Below are 17,368 nucleotides of genomic sequence, written 5' to 3' on the forward strand. Positions count from 1 at the left end.
TCAAGGCAGCAACGTGACGAATGCCGGCACCGATCAGTGCCGGCATTCGTATTTTTGACGTCAGAGACCGGCAGGTTTCGGCCCGCCATAAGCCCAGTCCAGGAGTTCGACCGTGTGCAAGATCGGAAGCGCCGTTCCGGTCGCGATCTGCGTGATGCAACCGATATTGCCGGTCGCAATCACATCCGGTTTCGTCGCTTCGATGTTGCGCACTTTGCGCGCCTTGAGTTTCTCCGATATCTCGGATTGCAGGATGTTGTAGGTGCCCGCGGACCCGCAACAGAGGTGGCCCTCGGCCGGCTCGCGAACCGTGAAGCCGGCCCGCTTCAACAGCTCTTTCGGCGCCGCGGTGATCTTCTGGCCATGCTGCATCGAGCAGGCAGAATGATAGGCAACCGTCATCCCGCGCTTCTCCCGCTGCGGCAATTCAAGACCCGCCAGGTATTCGGTGATGTCCTTTGCCAATGCGGATACTTTCGCTGCCTTTTCCGCATATCCCGGATCCAGCCGCAGCATGTGACCATAATCCTTGATCGTGGTGCCGCAGCCCGAGGCGGTAATGATGACGGCATCAAGACCGTCTTCGTCTTCCGCCTTCAACCAGATATCGACGTTACGGCGAGCGGCCTCGAGCGCCTGTTCCTCCCGCCCCATGTGGTGGACCAGCGCTCCGCAGCAGCCCTCGCCGGCGGAGACGACAACCTCGATGCCCTGTCCCGTGAGCAGCCGGATCGCCGCTTCGTTGATCTCAGGCTTCAAGACCGGCTGCGCACAGCCGGTCAGGATCGCCACCCGGCCACGGCGCTCGCCCTTCGCTGCGTAAGTAGCGGGCCTGGTCCCTGCGGAGGCCGGCGGCACCGCTTTCGGAGCCAGGTCGAGCATGACGCCAAAGGTCTTCATCCAGGGAATTCGCTTCACCAGCCCCGCCAATGGGCGGGTAACGCCAGCCGCCCGTAGCGCGAACCGAAACCGCCTTGGGTAGGGCAGCACCGCGGCGAGAACGGCGCGCGCGAAGCGATCCTTGAACGGCCGTTTGTAGGTCTTTTCGATGTGGATGCGGGCATGATCGACCAGGTGCATGTAGTCGACGCCCGACGGACAGGTGGTAAGGCACGACAGGCAGGAAAGGCAGCGGTCGATATGCGTAACGGTCTCGCGGTCCGCCGCCCGGCCGTTTTCGAGCATGTCCTTGATCAGGTAGATCCGCCCGCGGGGACTGTCGAGTTCATCGCCGAGGACGACATAGGTCGGACAGGTGGCCGTGCAGAAACCGCAGTGGACACACTTGCGCAGGATCTTTTCGGATTCGGCGACACGCGGATCGGCGAGTTGCGCGGGTGAGAAATTGGTCTGCAACCGAATACTCCAATTAGCGACGGTCCCGGATCAAGGCGACCCGGATTCGTCGCACCATTCCTATAACTTAGGGCGGGATCCGGGCGAAGACTTGCGCGTCCCGCCGCATTCCACCCTGCAATTCCGAGGCTAGACCAGCCAGCTCTCGGGATTGGTGATCGGTTCCTCCCGTGCCGCTTTCTGCAAGCCGACAACGCATCTGACGACGATCCACACCGCTGTGGCCACAAAGCCTAGAACGCCAATGACCATAACGGTAAGCAGCGCCGAAATTATGCAGAAAAGCAAGGCGATCCAGAAGGTGCGGATCGCCCAGGTATAGTGGGTCCTTGCCCATGGCTCCGCCTTTTCGCGGTTGAGATAAGCCAGCACGATCCCGACGAGCGCGGTGATGCCGATGGCAAAGCTGACGAGATAAAGCACATAGATGATCTGAATGTTGACCTTGCCCGGTTCCAACCAGCGATCGGTCTGGCGGGAAAGCGGTGTCCGGGGACCGGTATCGCTCATCGAGTTCTCCCATGGGACGTTTCGAACGCATCGCGCCTGTCAGCGAGATCGGCGGCAGACGAAGCCTTTTCACTCACTCCCTACTCCTGCCTGGGCGCCTATTGCCATCCGCCCCGGGTTGAAAATCCGCGACGGATCGAACCTGGCGCGGATGCGCTCCGTCAATTGAGCGACGGCGGGCGCCTGCGGTTCGAAGGCCGGAACGCTTGCGCGCGCATCGTCGCCGGCCCTCACCAGGCTCGCATGGCCGCCGCCGAGCGCGGCGACATAGCGGCGCACGAGCTCCGCCTCAGCATCCGCTTCCATCCGCAGCCAGACGAGCCCGCCCTGCCAGTCATAAAACGCATCGACGCCGGTTTGCAGGCGCAGCGCGGCAACGAGCTGATGGCCGGCGGACGGCGCGACCGAGACCCGCCACAATGGTCGCCTGGTGCCATCGGCATAGGGCTTCACGTCGCGGATTTCCGCCCACAATGCACCCGTTGCCGCCGCGTCGAGTCGAGCGACCGGCCCGAATCGGGAAAGCGCCGCAGTGAGTTTCCCAGCACGTATGTCAACAGATTCCGCCAAGCCCTCCAGCCTCAGAACAGTGGCCGCGCCTTCGGGAAGCGCGCCGTCCAGGAAGCGTCCGCGCACGCTCTCCGGCAGATGTGCCGCGCCGGAAGCCTCCACCGGCAGCGCCATCGTCTCGGCCATGGCCGCCGCAGCTTCTGCATCATTGAGACCCGAGACGACCACCGTCGCGGCCGTTGGCGGCAGCGGCAGAACCTTGAAAGTGACTTCCGTCAAGATCCCGAGCGTGCCGTAGGAACCTGCCATGAGCTTGACGAGGTCGAGCCCGGTGACGTTCTTCATGACCCGGCCGCCGGCCTTGATCACGTCGCCGGCTCCATTGACGAATCGCACCCCGAGCAGGCTGTCGCGGGCGGCACCGGAGACATAGCGTCGGGGACCGGAAACATTCGCCGCGAACACGCCACCGATCGTCGGCTCGCCCGATGTGGCGAAGATCGGCCGATGATCCACCGGTTCGAAGGAAAGCATCTGGCCGTTTGCGCGAAGCGCGGCTTCGACCTCGGCAAGCGGCGTTCCGGAGAGAGCGCTCATGGTCATTTCCGCCGGATTGTAGCTGACGATGCCGGAGAGGCGGCGGGTCGAGAGCGTTCGGTCCGTCCGCACCGGATTGCCGAGGCCCGAGCGCGTGCCACCGCCGACGACCGCCAGCGTAACGCGCTCTGCCGCTGCGGAGCGCACGATCGAGGCGATCCCCTCCTCGCTGGCTGGTTCGAAGTGAACGATCATGCTGCCGGCCGCCCTTCGAGCGGAAAGACCTTTGACGGATTGAGAATCCACTCGGGATCGAAGGCCGCGCGCGCGGCCATCTGCTGGTCGAGATCGGTCCGACTGTATTGATGCAGCATCAGGTCACGCTTCTCGATGCCGACCCCATGCTCGCCCGTCAGGCAGCCTCCGGCATCGACACAGAGCTTGAGGATGTCGTTGCCGGCCGCCTCGGCGCGGGCGGCATCTTCCGGATCGTTGATGTTATAGAGGATCAGCGGATGCATGTTGCCGTCCCCGGCGTGGAAGACGTTCGCGACACGCAGGCCATAGCCGGCGACGATCTCGCCGGTCTTGCGCAACACATGCGAGAGCTGGCTGAGCGGCACCGTACCATCCATGCAGATATAATCCGCGACGCGGCCTGTTGCGCCGAAAGCCGATTTCCGGCCTTTCCAGATCAGCGCCGCCTCGAGCGCCGATTGGCACTCCCGGATCGTGGTGACGCCATGACGGCGAGCGACCTCGATGATGCTTTGAAGCATCGCGTCCATCTCCGCCTCGGATCCCTCGACTTCCACGATCAGCAGAGCCTCTACATCGAGCGGATAACCGGCATGCGCGAAGGCTTCGCAGATCTCGATCGCCGGCTTGTCCATGAATTCGATCGCGACAGGAATGATGCCCGCTCCGATGACATCGGCAACGCAGGCACCGGCCGCCTCGGACGAAGCAAAACCGAAGAGCACCGGCCGCGCGCCTTCCGGCTTGGCGATCAAACGCACCGTTGCTTCCGTGACGATGCCGAGCTGGCCTTCCGAACCGCAGACGAGGCCAAGCAGGTCATATCCGGCCGCGTCCAGCGCCTTGCCGCCGACTTCGATCACGGTACCGTCGAAAAGCACCATCTTCACACCCAGGAGATTGTTGGTGGTGACGCCATATTTCAAGCAATGAGCGCCGCCGGAATTCATGCCGATATTGCCGCCGATGGTGCAGGCGAGCTGCGAACTGGGGTCGGGCGCATAGAAGAAGCCATCGCCGGAGACCGCCTCGGAGATATTGAGGTTGGTGACGCCCGCCTGAACCGTTGCCGTTCTGTTGAAGAGATCGATATCGAGAATGCGCGACATCTTCGAAAGGCCGATAACGACGGCATCCTCCTGCGGGATGGCGCCGCCCGAGAGCGATGTGCCGGCGCCGCGCGGCACGACGGGGATGCCGTAGCGGCTGCAATATTTGAGTACGGCGGCTACCTGTTCCGTCGTTTCCGGCAGAGCCACGGCAAGCGGCAACCGCCGATAGGCGAGGAAAGCATCAGTCTCGAAGGGCTTCAGCTCGCGCTCCTCGCTGATCAGACAGCCTTTGGGCAAGAGATCCTTGAGGTCGGCGACGATTTCCTGCCGGCGATCCAGAACGGCTTGTTTCGGTTTCAGAAACCCGATCGTCTCCGGCATGAGATACTCCCAAACAAAACTGCCACAGAGTGGTATTTTTTGTTTACCACTAGATCGCCACGCATTCAATGAACGCGCAAGCGCGTTGGCAGTTTGAATCTAGAGCATCTTATCCGTTTTGTGAAAGCGGGATGTACGAGATCGCCACGCGTCGTATCAGACGCGCAAAACTCGCGGCAGCACTTTGAACCGCCGCATGTTTCCTAACATCGGCTCCGATTTAAGAAGACATGCAGTAGGATCGACAGCCAGCAAATGCTAATGAGCTTTTCGTTTTCGGCAATAATGGTCAAGATTGATGACAAATCTCGGCGATCTCGAGATCTTCACGCGGGTCGTCTCCGCCGGCAGCATGTCCGCCGCGGGGCGCGCGCTCAGCCTTTCTCCGGCGGTGATCTCCAAGCGCGTCAAACGACTGGAGGACAGGCTCGGCACGCGGCTCCTGCAGCGCACGACACGGCAAATTTCGCTGACGGAGGCGGGACAGGGCTTTTATGACCGCGTCCTCGGCATTCTGGCCGGCATCGAGGATGCGGAAGCCTACGCTTCCGGCCGCTCGTCGCAGGCGCAGGGTACGCTCAGGATTACTGCCCCGACATCCTTTGGCCGCATGCACATCGCGCCGCATCTGACCGGCTTTATGAAGGATCATCCGGACCTGAAACTCCACATCGTTCTCAGCGACGATTTTGCGGACATCGTCGCGGAAGGCTTCGATCTCGCCGTCCGGATCGGCGAACTCACCGATTCAAGCCTCGTCGCGCGGAAGCTCGCGCCGGTCCGTCGCCTCCTCTGTGCGGCACCCAGCTATATCGTCCGCCACGGTCTTCCGCATGAAATCGGCGATCTCGCAAACCATGTCTGCCTGCCGGCGCACAACAACGACAATTGGAAGCTCGAAGGCCCCGGCGGCAGCCTGAGCTATCGCCCGGAGGGGCCGCTCGTCACCAATTCGTCGGAGATCATCCGCGAGGCGGTGATCGCCGGCGCCGGCATCGCGCTGCGTTCCACCTGGGACATCGGCAAGGAACTGCGCGCCGGGCAGCTGGTCCAGGTGCTGCCGCAATGGGAAGGGTCCCATAACCTGACGCTCTCTGCCGTCTACCCAAGCCGGCAATTCCTGCCCGCCAAGGTCCGCCTGTTTATCGACTACCTGGCGGCACTCTACGGACCGGTGCCCTACTGGGAGCAATAGGGCGCGTGGCGGATCGAGCGCATTTCCGGACGCCATTCCTGGAATTGCTCTATTTCTGCGCGCTTTCCTCGTGGTGACGGCGAATACGCCGGACCACGAGCCAGACGCCGATGACGGCAAAGGGAACCGCCAAACCGGTCAGCAGGCCTGGATCGACCGGCAGCTCGTAGCTTACGGCCTTGGCAAGATAACCGAACAGGCCAACGACGTAGTAGGAAATGGCGGCGACCGACAGGCCTTCGACGGTCTGCTGCAGGCGCAACTGCAGCTTGGCCCGACGGTCCATCGAGTTTAACAGGGCGCTGTTCTGCTTTTCGAGTTCGACGTCCACCCAACTGCGAAGCAGCGCCGTGGCGCGCGAGAGCTTGCGCGACAGGTTCGCCTGGCGTTCCTCGACCGACTGACAGGTTCGCATGGCCGGTGCCAATCTGCGTTCGAGAAACGTGCCGATCGTCTCGTAACCGGGCACGGCCGTCTCGGACAGCGTGCGGATGCGCTCCTGTACGATACCGTAATAGGCGCGGCTGGCGCCGAAGCGATAGAGGCTGAGGGCGGCACCGGCCTCGACGTCGGCGGCAAGCCGGGTGATTTCGGCGAGCATCTCGTCGGCCTCTTCGCGGACGTTCTCCTTCATTCGCTGCGTAATCGCCGTCAGGCCGTCCTCCGTCCGGCGGATTTCCGGCGACAGCGATTGCGCCAGCGGCAGGCCAAGCATGGCGAGCGTGCGATAGGTCTCGATATCGAGCAGGCGCTGCACCAGCGCACCCGTGCCCGCTTCGGTCAGGCCGCAATCAATGACGAGAATCTGCGTGAGCCCATCGCCGTTCTGGCGAAAGTCCGTCACGAGCACGGCCTGCCGGTTCTTGGTTTCGCTGTAACAGAGGCTGGTCGGATCGAAGGCCTTGATCGCCTCGCGCGCCTCGGGCGTGTCCGCCCGGATTTCGAGACGTATGCCGGAAATCAGCGTTCCCGGCGGCGAAAACCCGTCGCCGAACGGGTGAATGGGCACTTCGCCGCCGAACTGTTCCGGCGCCGGTGCGTCCCAGAAATAGGTCGAGAATTCCGTATGCCGTTCCCAGCGCAGCGTGCCCTGCCCCCAAGGCATGGCGTGGTGGTTGGCGTCGCGGCCGGGCGGCGCGATACCGCGCGAACGCGACAGCTCGGACAATGCGGCGTGGTCAACGACCGAGCCGCCTTCTGTCATGAAGGCAAGCTGAAAAATGACGCGGGGCGTCGTCACCAGCGCGTAGGGCCGCGAGTGAACTTCACCGAGAACCTGCGCACGCAGCGGCGCGGACGGAAATGCGAAACTGCCCTTTGCCATGAAGCGCTTCATCCCCCTCACGCGTTCATCATCACTCTCTTATCAACCAAGTGCGCAAAATGAACAGGACGCATTGACGCAGTTTGACTTTTATCAGTCTGTGTCGCCGACAAGTGGACAATCAATTTGACCAGTTGGGCGAGCCTGCCTAGATTGCCTCGCCAAGGAGAGTTTCGCCGTGACCGAAGAGCAAATCGACCTCTACTCCCGCATCAGCCACAGCCGGACCGCGGACGAGGTCGTGCAGCAGATCGAGCTTCTGATCCTCGAAGGCGTGTTGCGCGACGGCGACCGCTTGCCGGGCGAGCGGGAACTGTCGAAGCGTTTCGACGTGTCGAGACCGATCCTGCGCGAAGCCCTCAAGGAGCTGGACGCGCGCGGACTTGTGGAAAGCCGGCATGGCGGCGGCACGTTCGTCGCCGACGTGGTCGGCCAGATCTTCTCGAAACCGCTGATCGAGCTCATCGGGCGCCACCACAAGGCGACGCAGGACTACCTGGAGTACCGGCGGGAGCTCGAGGGCCTGACGGCGGAGCTGGCGGCGAGCCGGGCAACGGATTTCGACCGCGACATTCTCACCCGCATCATCGAGCGGATGCGGGCGGCCCATCGCAACGGCGACTTCGACGAGGAACTGGAGGCTGACGTCGAGCTGCACAACGCGATCGGCGAGAGCGCCCACAACATCATTCTGCTGCATACGCTGCGCGCCTGCTACAGGCTTCTGACCCAGGGGATATTCTTTCACCGAACATCGGTTTTCGGCGCTCCGGGCGCACGCGATCGGCTTCTCGCCCAGCATGAGGCGATCTACGCCGCTATCATGGCCAGTGACCCGCAGGCCGCCAAGACGGCGGCGCAAAGCCACATCGACTTCGTCGCCGCAGCGGCCTACGAAGCGGAGCGCACCGGCGAGTGGGCACGCATCGCGCGGCTGCGGCTTCAGCAGCGGGATCGCGCGGGATCCTAGTATCCCTCAAGCTTATCCGCGTTGCGTTTCCCACGAAATTCAGCGGAATGCAGCCCGCAGGCCCAGCGGGACTGTTTTTTTGGCGAAATGAAAGCGCGTACATATATTTAGTGCTGAAGTAGCGATGCTGTCGGAACCGCGACGCCGTCTCGCCAGTTAACCGCTGGACCGACGTCATTTACAGGCAAGATAGGCGCGTCATACTGGTCCAGTCATTGATGTCTATTGATTCGCAGGAGTAATAGCGCCCTTGAACTTCTTGAACCGGCTAGCTGCTGATGTGCATCTGATGTTGCGCCGCCCGGCGCGCATGCAATATGCCGCGCTCTGCTACCGTTTTCGCAAGAAGACGCGTGCGCTGGAAATCCTCCTCATCACCAGTCGCGACACCGGCCGCTGGGTCATTCCAAAAGGCTGGCCAATGCAGGGCAAACGGGCACACGAGGTCGCGGAGCGCGAAGCCTATGAAGAGGCGGGCGTGAAAGGCAAGGTGCACAAGACCGCAATCGGCGCCTATGTCTACCAGAAACGCATGAATCATGGCCTGAAGATCTCCTGCAAGGTTCAGGTGCACGCGCTTGAAGTCGATGACTTCTGCAAGAATTTCCCTGAGAAGGGTACACGGCGACTTGAATGGGTCACTTACCAGGAGGCGGCAAACCGCGTCGCCGAACCCTCGCTGAAAAGCCTCATCCTGAACTTCGGCGAACGGATGTCAGCGCTTCCCGCGCCCGTGCCCAAGAGCGCCAACGGCTGACGGCCGGATTTGGGTGGGCGGTGCCCGGCCCGCGTGAAAAAAGCGCCCGTTGGCCATAGCCGCATTCTCCCGTCAATTCCGCTTGAACACGCTGACCTGTAGCGCTACTGGCGACTAAGTGAATGGAGATCGACTGTGGCCAAGCCGCGTCCGCGCCTGGAAAAGCTGACCCTGGACAAGGACCTCGACAAGCTCAGCCTTGCCGAGGAAGCATCGCATCACGTGATGCGCAGGTTGGCTGCCCCCGGCCTCGCGCTGCTCTTCCTTCTTCTCAGCATGGCATTCGCGGCGACCTATGTGACCGGCTCGTCCGGTGCCGCCATCGTCGTCGCGGCGGCGGCGATTGCCGGTTACATGGCGATGAACATCGGCGCCAACGACGTGACGAACAACGTCGGCGCCGCCGTCGGCGCGAAAGCGATGACGATGGCAACGGCCTTGGGCATTGCTGCCGTCTTCGAAGTCGCGGGCGCCCTGATCGCGGGACGGAAGGTCACGCTTACGATCGCGGCCGGGATCGTCGATAGCGGGCTCATCGATCCTCCGGCGCTCGTCTGGGTGATGATGGCCGCGCTTATCTCGTCCGCAGCCTGGATCAACATCGCCACCTATTCGCGCGCGCCGGTATCAACCACTCACTCGATCATCGGCGGCATCGTCGGCGCCGGCATGACCGCCGCCGGTCTTTCCAGCGTCAACTGGTGGGCGCTCGCCGGCATCACGGCGAGCTGGTCGATATCGCCGCTGCTTGGCGGCGTCGTCGCGGCGATTTTCCTCGCCTTCCTCAAGGAATTCATCATCTATCGCGAGGACAAGATCGGGGCCGCGCGGCGCTGGATGCCGGTCGTCCTGGGTGTGACGGCGGGGGCCTTCACCGCCTATGTGGCGGTTTTCGCGCTCGTTCATGTCATTTCGCTCTCGAGCGGTCTCCTGATCGGCCTGCTCACAGGCATCGTCTGTTACGTATCGAGCAAGCCCTGGATCCATCGCCAGTCGGTAGGACTCGACAACCGCAACCAGTCGCTGCGCAAGCTGTTTCGCATGCCGTTGATATTCTCCGCGGCACTGCTTTCCTTTGCGCACGGCGCGAATGACGTCTCCAACGCCATTGGTCCGCTGTCGGCGATCGTTTCTGCCGCCGGTGGCGCCGTATCGACAGAAGGCGCAAGGGCGCCTTTCTGGGTCCTGCTCATCGGTGCGCTCGGCATTTCGCTCGGCCTCTTGCTCTACGGGCCGCTTCTGATCCGCGTCGTTGGCGAGGAGATCACGCGCCTCAATCCCATGCGCGCCTTTTGCGTCGCGCTTGCCACCGCCGTTACCGTGTTGCTCGCATCCGCTCTCGGGCTGCCGATCAGTTCCACGCACACGGCAGTCGGCGCAGTCTTCGGCGTCGGCTTCTTCCGCGAATGGTACACGCGCCACTCCAGACGGCGGCTGGAATATGTTCGCCAAAAGACCGGGCAGGCGGATTTCATGGGCTCGGCGGAGACCAATTTCGCCGAGGTGCGTCGTCGTCGGCTGGTGCGCCGTTCCCATTTCCTGACGATCATTGCGGCCTGGGTCATTACCGTTCCGGCGTCCGCCCTGCTCTCCGCAGTCGTCTACCTCATCCTGTCCGGCCTTTTCCTCTGAAGGTGACCGAATTGCGTGCCAATTTCCGTATGCAGCGCCTGTTCGTCGAAAGCCCGCTTCACGCCGGCTCGGCACATGAGGCCACCAAGGAACAGTACAACTACCTCGTCAACGTGCTGCGCTTCGACGAGGGGGCGTCCGTGCTGGTCTTCAACGGCCGCGACGGCGAGTGGCGGGCCGAATTGTCGCTGCCGTCCAGGAAACGCCTCCTTCTCACTGCGGTCGAACAGACGCGTCCGCAGCCCGCCCCTTGCGACCTCGTCTACCTGTTCGCGCCGCTCAAGGTCGGCCGGCTCGATTACCTCGTCCAGAAGGCAGTCGAGATGGGTGCCGGTCGTCTGCAGCCGGTGATGACACAGCACGTTCAAGGCAAGATCGGCAGCCTCGACCGGGTTCGCGCGAATGTGATCGAAGCAGCCGAACAATGCGGCGTCCTTGGCATTCCTCAGATCGACCACCCGAGAAAACTCGAAGACCTCCTTGCGACCTGGCCGCGAGATCGCCGCATCATCTTTTGCGACGAGGGCAACGAGAGCCAGAATCCGCTGCCGATCCTGCAGGTAATCAGCGAGCGTCAGCTGGCCCTGCTGATCGGCCCTGAAGGTGGCTTTTCCGAAGCCGAGCGGACACTGCTGTATAGCCTCGACTTTGTAACAGCGATACCGCTCGGGCCGCGGATCCTGCGCGCGGATACGGCAGCGGTTGCGGCCATGGCGGTCATCCAGGCGGCGGTCGGCGACTGGCGATGATCCGCCGCTCTCTTGGCCACCCTACAGGCCCGCATGTCTCATCAGACGCGCAAAGATTGCTGTAGCGCTTTGAATTGCTGCATGATTTGCCCTTGAATCGGCTCTGGTTTAAGAAATGCGGGCGGTGGGAAGTTTTTTTGAGGAGATCTTGAAAGAAATTCACTTGCGCCGCACCTGATTACGGTTCAAGCACCCACCATCGCCCCTGCTGCCCGGCAGAGCCGCTCAAACAAAGAAGACGCTTATGGCCCGAGACACCACCGACCAGACGCCGGTTACCTCTGTCGCTGAACTGACCGCCTATCTGGCGTCGGGATCGAAGCCGAAAGAGAAGTTTCGGATCGGGACGGAACACGAGAAATTCGCCTTCTTCAAGGCGGACAACAGCCCTGTACCTTATTTCGGCGAAGCCAGCATTCAGGCGCTTTTGAACGGCATGGCCGAAAGGAGCGGTTGGGAACCGATCGTCGACGAGGGCAACATCATCGGGCTTGCCGAGCATTCGGGCAACGGCGCGATCTCGCTGGAGCCGGGCGGACAGTTCGAACTCTCCGGCGCGCCGCTCGAAAACCTGCATCAGACCTGCAAGGAATCCAACCAACACCTGGCCGTTCTTCGGGAAATTGCCGAACCGCTCGGGATACGCTTCCTCGGCATTGGCGGCAGCCCGAAGTGGACATTTGCCGAAACGCCGCGCATGCCGAAGTCGCGATACGATATCATGACGCGCTACATGCCGAAGGTCGGCACCAAGGGCCTCGACATGATGTATCGCACCTGCACGATCCAGGTGAACCTCGACTTCTCGTCCGAGGAGGACATGCGGCGCAAGATGCAGGTTTCGATGAAGCTGCAACCTCTTGCAACCGCTCTCTTCGCAAGCTCGCCTTTCACCGGCGGCAAGCCGAACGGCCTCCTTTCCTGGCGGGGCGACATCTGGCGCGATACGGACAATCAGCGCGCCGGCCTGCTGCCGGCTGCCTTCAAGCCGGAATTCGGCTTTGCCGACTATGTCGAATGGGCGCTCGACGTGCCAATGTATTTCGTCGTTCGCGACGGACATTATCATGACTGTACCCATGTAACGTTCCGCCAGTTCATGGCGGGTGCGCTCAAGGGCGAGGTTGCCGAGTGGCAGCCCAATATGGGCGACTGGGCCAATCACCTTTCGACGCTCTTCCCCGATGTCCGGTTGAAGCGCTTCCTCGAGATGCGCGGCGCCGACGGCGGCCCCTGGCGCCGGATCTGCGCGCTGCCGGCCTTCTGGGTCGGCCTGCTCTATGACGACGAGGCGCTCGCGGACGCCGAGACGCTGACGCGCGGCTGGAGTTACGACGATGTGCAGGCGTTGCGGGACGCCGTACCCGCCCAAGCGCTTTCGGCAAAGCTCGGCACAACCTCCCTCTTCGATATCGCGCGTGAAGTTTTGACGATTTCGCGTGCTGGCCTGAAGCGGCGCAATCGGCTCAACGGCGACGGAATAGACGAAAGCCAATTCCTGGCGCCGCTCGACGAAGTGCTGGCGAAAAAGGCGACGCTCGCCGAGGACCTGCTGGCCCTTTACAACGGCCGTTGGAACGGCTCTGTCGAACCGGTCTTCGCCGAATACCAGTATTGAGCAATTCCAGAAAAAGTGTGTAACGGTTTCCGTCCGGAATCGCGCAGGTTCAAAGGCCTAGACGCTGCCTTCGCTCCGGCCCGGTGCTGCCCACGCCGTTTAAAAAGCGGTTTGAAGTCCACCAATTCCCGTTATAGTGCAGCGACATGCGTCGTTCGGCCGGGAAGGATATGGGATGGCACCGCTTTTTGACATGTTCGCGCAGGCGCAGAACGGCAAGGCCATCGAAATGATGGCGAAGCAGTTCGGCCTCGCCCAGGAACAAATGGTGAAGGCTACGGCGGCACTTCTGCCCGCTTTCTCCACCGCCTTCAAGCGCAACACGGCCAATCCTTATGATTTCGGTGCGTTGCTGGGTGCGCTTTCGACCGGCAATTACGCAAAGTATTTCGAGGACATGAGCCAGGCATTCACGCCACAGGGCATGGCGGATGGCAACGGCATCCTCGGCCAACTTTTCGGCTCCAAGGAGATGTCACGCGCGATCGCCGCGCAAGCGGCGCAGATGACCGGCATCGGCCAGGAGATCTACAAGCAGATGCTGCCGGTAATGGCGAGCACATTGATGGGCGGCCTCTTCAGACAAACGACCGGCACGTCCGGCAATGCCTTTGCCAACAATCCAATGATGGTGATGATGCAGCAATGGATGGAGGCAACCGGGCTGGCCAAGAAGCCAGGACCTGCCCAAACCGCCTTCGACAATCCCTTCATTCAGGCGATGCAGGGTTTCTTCGGCACGGCAAAGACGGAAGATAAACAGAAGACGCCCGATATCTTCGCCGGCAATCCTTTCGTGAAGGCATTTCAGGACATGATGCAGGGCGGCGCGGGCGCACCTGAAAAAGCCCCCGCGGAAAACCCCGCCTTCGCGCAATTCTCCGAAATGATGAACACGATGTTCGACAGCGGGCTCGAAATGCAGAAGGAATACCAGAAGAACATCGACGCTCTGTTCGAGAGCTACAAGAAAAGTTCGGGCGACAAGGCCTGATTCCGGAAGAACGGTTTTCCCTGCGGAATTGCGCAGTTTCAAACAGTCAGATCGTTGACGGGCGAGAAGCAGGGTCCAAGCTTTGCTTCCTCCGATGACTGCAGCCTTGGCAGCAATCCTCGCAGAATCGTGCAAAAAAAGCCCGGTACATGTCTTGGTCATGTACCGGGCAAGCGGCAGGGTCTATTGGCTCATACCCTGCGGGGAACGTTCGGTGCGGTCGACGCACCGCAAACCGGAATCTCACGGCATGATCCGCGAAGGCGGCAACCTCTGGCGGATCATGCCGTATTGGCGCATCCAAGGCGGCGGGATGCGCCTACAGCGCCGGGCGTCTCTTCAGACGCGTTGCGGCCCTGTAATACTTTGAGTTGCTGCATGTTTAAATCGGCACCGATTTGAGGAAACGTGCAGCAGGATGGTCAATCGTGGCGCACCCCCCGGTAGAAGAGGTTCGCCCGGTTTCGGGACGCGCGCGTCAGATAGCTTCCCGGGTTGTCAAAGAAGGAGGAGGTCAAAGCCTCCTGCAGGTCTTCGCGTTTCAATCCCATGTCGAGCAACTGCCGGTCATCGAGATCTTGCAGACGTGCGATCTGGCAACGGTTTCGGAACAGGCGCCAGACAGTCGTCAGCACGCCGGTCACGCCTGCGGTGCGGGATGCGAGCGGCTGCTTTCCTGCAACGAGGTCGAGATTGAAGGCGTGTTGGGTCGTGCTCATGGCGGTACTCCTTTTCAGGCACGAAGAAGCCCACCCCCTGCGGGGAGGTCATACGCAGGGGCAGGCCGGAAGTTTTAGGGTCAGCGATGAATTTCGCGGACAGGACTTGATGTGATTTGCACGCTATTAGTCGCAAATCCTTATTGATCAGTCCAACGAATGTTTTTAATGATATTCATCAAACAATCTTATGGGTATACGGCCATGTCAGCACCGCTCGATATCGACCAGTTGCAAACCTTCGTTGCCATTGCAGATACCGGTAGCTTTACCAAGGCTGCCGATCGTGTGTTCAAGACGCAATCGGCTGTGTCGATGCAGATGCGCCGTCTGGAAGAGCGGATTGGCAAGGCGCTTTTCATGAAGGACGGACGCGGCAACCGGCTGACCGTCGAAGGCGACCGGCTCCTGAATTTCGCCCGCCGGATGATCCGCCTCAACAACGAAGCGATTGCCTCCTTCGACGACAACCGTCTTGAGGGCACGCTCAGGATCGGTACGCCGGACGACTATGCCGATCGCTACATGCCGGAGATCATCGTCCGTTTCGCCAAGACACATCCGAATGTCGAACTCTACATCGTCTGCGAACCCTCGGTCGACCTCGCCGAAAAAATGGCAAAGGGCGATCTCGACATCGCGCTCGTCACCCATAACCCAAGGGCAAGGGCTTCCGATGTTGTACGGACGGAACCGCTTTGCTGGGTGAGCTCAATCAACCATCCGCTGCCGGAAAACGCGCCGATCCCGCTTGCCGTGGGCCGGCGCGACTGTCAGTGGCGGCAGGCCGCCTGCGCGGCGCTCGACGCCACGGGCAAGGAATATCAGATCCTGTTCACGAGCTGGTCGTCGACCGTCGTCGCCGCGGCCGTGCTCGCCGGGATGGCGGTTTCGGTGTTGCCGGAATCGGCGCTGCGGCCCGGCATGAAGGTGCTGACGCAGGCCGATGGCTTCCCGGCGCTGGCGCCGGTTCAGATCGGCATCATGAAGCGCCCCGGCCTGTCGCCGTCGCTCTCCAACGCGATCACCAACCACATCACCGCCTGCCTCGACAACATCACGCCAATCACGGTCAATGACGACCTTGACGGCGACCTGAAGAGCTATCCGCGTTATCCGCGCCTCAGGCAGAGCCATATGCTGCCTGGGTGGTAGAAGACACACCCCGTAAAGCGAGAGCCACGTCTCGGCAAAGGGCGAGGCCCTCGCTATTTCTCAATCGCCAACGAACGCCACAACATTCGGAGAGCACAGGTGAGCGAACTCCCGGACTGGTTAGTTCCGCATGTTTGGCACGGCCTATTGGGCGAAATCTACCCTTCAATTAGAGCGATTGCCATTGGTCTAGGGGGCGACCGAACGCTAACCGTCAGATATTATCTGGATAGGGAGCCTCATGCCTTTGATGAAGAGAGCCTAGAGGTTGTAGCCACCAACATTTCTGCGTCCATAGGCTCTAAGCTGGTGGAACACATTGAAATCGATTGCCAATTTAAGACGGCTCCGTTGTGTGATCTCGATCCGTTGTCTGGGTTTATCTACTGTCGACGCGAATATGACATGCCAGACGAGCTATCTTGACAGGAAGCTTCGGCCCGGCTGGTGCGCATACTTACCTCATAACCGGGTGTGACCCAGCTTGAGAGAGAGAGAGAGAGCGCGCTCGATGGTATTGCCCGGGGGGCGCCGCCCATCGCTGCGATCCAATCAAAAGCAGTATGACTGGTAATAAGAGCAGGACCACGAACCGCTCAAACTTGCCGCGATCCCACTTTGCATTTCACTGTTTCGCCGAAACGGTGAAATGCTTGGACTTTTTTGAAGCGATGCAGTGCGAACGGAAAACCGTTACACGCGTTTCCTGAAGCTGCTGTCGCCTTTAGGCCAGTTTTGCCTTGAGGAATTCGACCGTCCGGCCCCAGGCGAGATCGGCCGCAGCCTTGTCGTAGCGGGCGGCCGACGTGTCATTGTTGAAGGCGTGGTTGACGCCGTCATAGAGGTGGATCGTGGCGTCCTTGCCGTTCGCCGTCAGCGCCTTGCGATAGTCTTCGATGCCGGCATTGATGCGTTCGTCGAGCCCGGCATAGTGCAGCAGCATTGCGGCCTTGATCTTCGATACATCCTCGGCCTTCGGCTGAGCCCCGTAATAGGCGACCCCGGCCTTGAGATCGGGCGAGTTGACGGCCAGGCGGTTGACGAGACCGCCGCCCCAGCAAAAACCTATAGCGCCGACATTCCCCGTGCTCGCTTCGTGCCCCTGCAGGAAGGTGACGGTTGCAACCGCGTTCTCGTTGGTTGCGGCGGCGTCAAGCGCGCCGATCATCTCGCGTGCCTTGTCCTCGTCGCTTGGCGTTCCGCCGTCGGGAGAAAGGAAGTCGGGCGCAAGCACGACAAAACCTTCCAGCGCCATGCGGCGGGCAACGTCGCGGATATGCGGATTGAGACCGCGGTTTTCGTGGATGACAATCACCGCCGGCAGCTTGCCGGAGGCTTCGGCCGGACGGACGAGGTAACCTTTCATCTCACCATCACCGCCCGGATAGGTGATGTCCTCGCCCTTGATGCGCTGATCGGTCTCGGCGATCATCTCAGCCTTGGCACTGTTTGCCGCCAGCATCGGAGCAATCGCTGCAGCGGCCGCAGCGGAACCGGCCAACGCCGTCAGTGTCTCCATGAAACGGCGGCGGTCCAGTGTCAGGTGCGTATATTCGTCAAAGGCATCGATCATCGCTTGGGTAATGACAGGTTCGTTCATTACGCCCTCCTTCGGCTATCCTCTCCGTAGGCGGTACCGGAAGGAAAGCCG

The 17,368-nt window shown here is 61.4% G+C and carries 16 protein-coding genes; 9 read left to right on the forward strand and 7 right to left on the reverse strand.

What is annotated here, in order from left to right; translation table 11 throughout:
• Positions 1-60: 60 nt before the first annotated feature.
• The 4 genes from glcF to ILFOPFJJ_RS11805 form a co-directional block, all read right to left on the reverse strand.
• Positions 61-1,356, reverse strand: coding sequence for a glycolate oxidase subunit GlcF (glcF, locus tag ILFOPFJJ_RS11790; RefSeq protein ID WP_173510734.1), 1,296 nt, complete (start codon positions 1,354-1,356; stop codon positions 61-63).
• 129 nt (positions 1,357-1,485) lie between these two features.
• Positions 1,486-1,866: a DUF4870 family protein gene (locus ILFOPFJJ_RS11795; RefSeq protein ID WP_173510735.1), complete on the reverse strand. Its 381-nt coding sequence runs from the start codon at positions 1,864-1,866 to the stop codon at positions 1,486-1,488.
• 69 nt (positions 1,867-1,935) lie between these two features.
• Positions 1,936-3,168, reverse strand: a complete 1,233-nt coding sequence (glcE, locus tag ILFOPFJJ_RS11800) for a glycolate oxidase subunit GlcE (protein ID WP_173510736.1) — start codon at positions 3,166-3,168, stop codon at positions 1,936-1,938.
• Entirely contained in the window at positions 3,165-4,604 is a 1,440-nt protein-coding gene (locus ILFOPFJJ_RS11805) for an FAD-linked oxidase C-terminal domain-containing protein (RefSeq protein WP_173510737.1), read from the reverse strand. The genes glcE and ILFOPFJJ_RS11805 overlap by 4 nt, the downstream gene beginning before the upstream one ends.
• A 298-nt stretch (positions 4,605-4,902) precedes the next feature.
• Between ILFOPFJJ_RS11805 and ILFOPFJJ_RS11810 the strand changes: the two genes are divergently transcribed.
• On the forward strand, positions 4,903-5,799 hold the full coding sequence (locus ILFOPFJJ_RS11810; RefSeq protein WP_173510738.1) for a LysR family transcriptional regulator: 897 nt from the start codon (positions 4,903-4,905) through the stop codon (positions 5,797-5,799).
• A gap of 49 nt (positions 5,800-5,848) precedes the next feature.
• Here ILFOPFJJ_RS11810 and ILFOPFJJ_RS11815 read toward each other — a convergent pair whose 3' ends face one another.
• Complete coding sequence (locus tag ILFOPFJJ_RS11815; protein ID WP_173510739.1) at positions 5,849-7,123, reverse strand: DUF3422 family protein; 1,275 nt, start codon at positions 7,121-7,123, stop codon at positions 5,849-5,851.
• 178 nt (positions 7,124-7,301) lie between these two features.
• Here ILFOPFJJ_RS11815 and ILFOPFJJ_RS11820 point away from each other — a divergent pair, with 178 nt between their 5' ends.
• From ILFOPFJJ_RS11820 to ILFOPFJJ_RS11845, 6 genes are all read left to right on the forward strand, one after another.
• Positions 7,302-8,093, forward strand: coding sequence for a FadR/GntR family transcriptional regulator (locus ILFOPFJJ_RS11820; protein ID WP_173510740.1), 792 nt, complete (start codon positions 7,302-7,304; stop codon positions 8,091-8,093).
• A gap of 250 nt (positions 8,094-8,343) precedes the next feature.
• The gene (locus tag ILFOPFJJ_RS11825; RefSeq protein WP_173510741.1) at positions 8,344-8,850 is read left to right on the forward strand and encodes an NUDIX hydrolase; all 507 of its coding nucleotides are present in this window, start codon (positions 8,344-8,346) and stop codon (positions 8,848-8,850) included.
• A gap of 135 nt (positions 8,851-8,985) precedes the next feature.
• Positions 8,986-10,482, forward strand: coding sequence for an inorganic phosphate transporter (locus ILFOPFJJ_RS11830; protein ID WP_173510742.1), 1,497 nt, complete (start codon positions 8,986-8,988; stop codon positions 10,480-10,482).
• 11 nt (positions 10,483-10,493) lie between these two features.
• A complete protein-coding gene (locus ILFOPFJJ_RS11835; protein WP_173510743.1) occupies positions 10,494-11,231 on the forward strand; it encodes a 16S rRNA (uracil(1498)-N(3))-methyltransferase in 738 nt (245 codons plus the stop codon).
• Positions 11,232-11,475: 244 nt separating this feature from the next.
• Positions 11,476-12,849, forward strand: a complete 1,374-nt coding sequence (locus ILFOPFJJ_RS11840) for a glutamate--cysteine ligase (RefSeq protein ID WP_173510744.1) — start codon at positions 11,476-11,478, stop codon at positions 12,847-12,849.
• Between the two features lie 175 nt (positions 12,850-13,024).
• Positions 13,025-13,843, forward strand: a complete 819-nt coding sequence (locus ILFOPFJJ_RS11845; RefSeq protein WP_173510745.1) for a DUF937 domain-containing protein — start codon at positions 13,025-13,027, stop codon at positions 13,841-13,843.
• 422 nt (positions 13,844-14,265) lie between these two features.
• Here the strand turns inward: ILFOPFJJ_RS11845 and ILFOPFJJ_RS11850 are convergent, their stop codons facing one another.
• Entirely contained in the window at positions 14,266-14,562 is a 297-nt protein-coding gene (locus tag ILFOPFJJ_RS11850) for a DUF1127 domain-containing protein (RefSeq protein WP_173510746.1), read from the reverse strand.
• Between the two features lie 204 nt (positions 14,563-14,766).
• Between ILFOPFJJ_RS11850 and ILFOPFJJ_RS11855 the strand changes: the two genes are divergently transcribed.
• The gene (locus ILFOPFJJ_RS11855) at positions 14,767-15,717 is read left to right on the forward strand and encodes a LysR substrate-binding domain-containing protein (RefSeq protein WP_173510747.1); all 951 of its coding nucleotides are present in this window, start codon (positions 14,767-14,769) and stop codon (positions 15,715-15,717) included.
• A gap of 99 nt (positions 15,718-15,816) precedes the next feature.
• Complete coding sequence (locus tag ILFOPFJJ_RS11860) at positions 15,817-16,143, forward strand: MafI2 family immunity protein (RefSeq protein ID WP_173510748.1); 327 nt, start codon at positions 15,817-15,819, stop codon at positions 16,141-16,143.
• A 298-nt stretch (positions 16,144-16,441) separates the two neighbouring features.
• Here ILFOPFJJ_RS11860 and ILFOPFJJ_RS11865 read toward each other — a convergent pair whose 3' ends face one another.
• Positions 16,442-17,317 (reverse strand): dienelactone hydrolase family protein, encoded by an 876-nt coding sequence (locus ILFOPFJJ_RS11865; protein WP_173510749.1) that lies wholly within the window; start codon positions 17,315-17,317, stop codon positions 16,442-16,444.
• Positions 17,318-17,368 lie beyond the last annotated feature (51 nt).

Source organism: Sinorhizobium psoraleae, assembly GCF_013283645.1.
Lineage (GTDB): Bacteria > Pseudomonadota > Alphaproteobacteria > Rhizobiales > Rhizobiaceae > Sinorhizobium > Sinorhizobium psoraleae.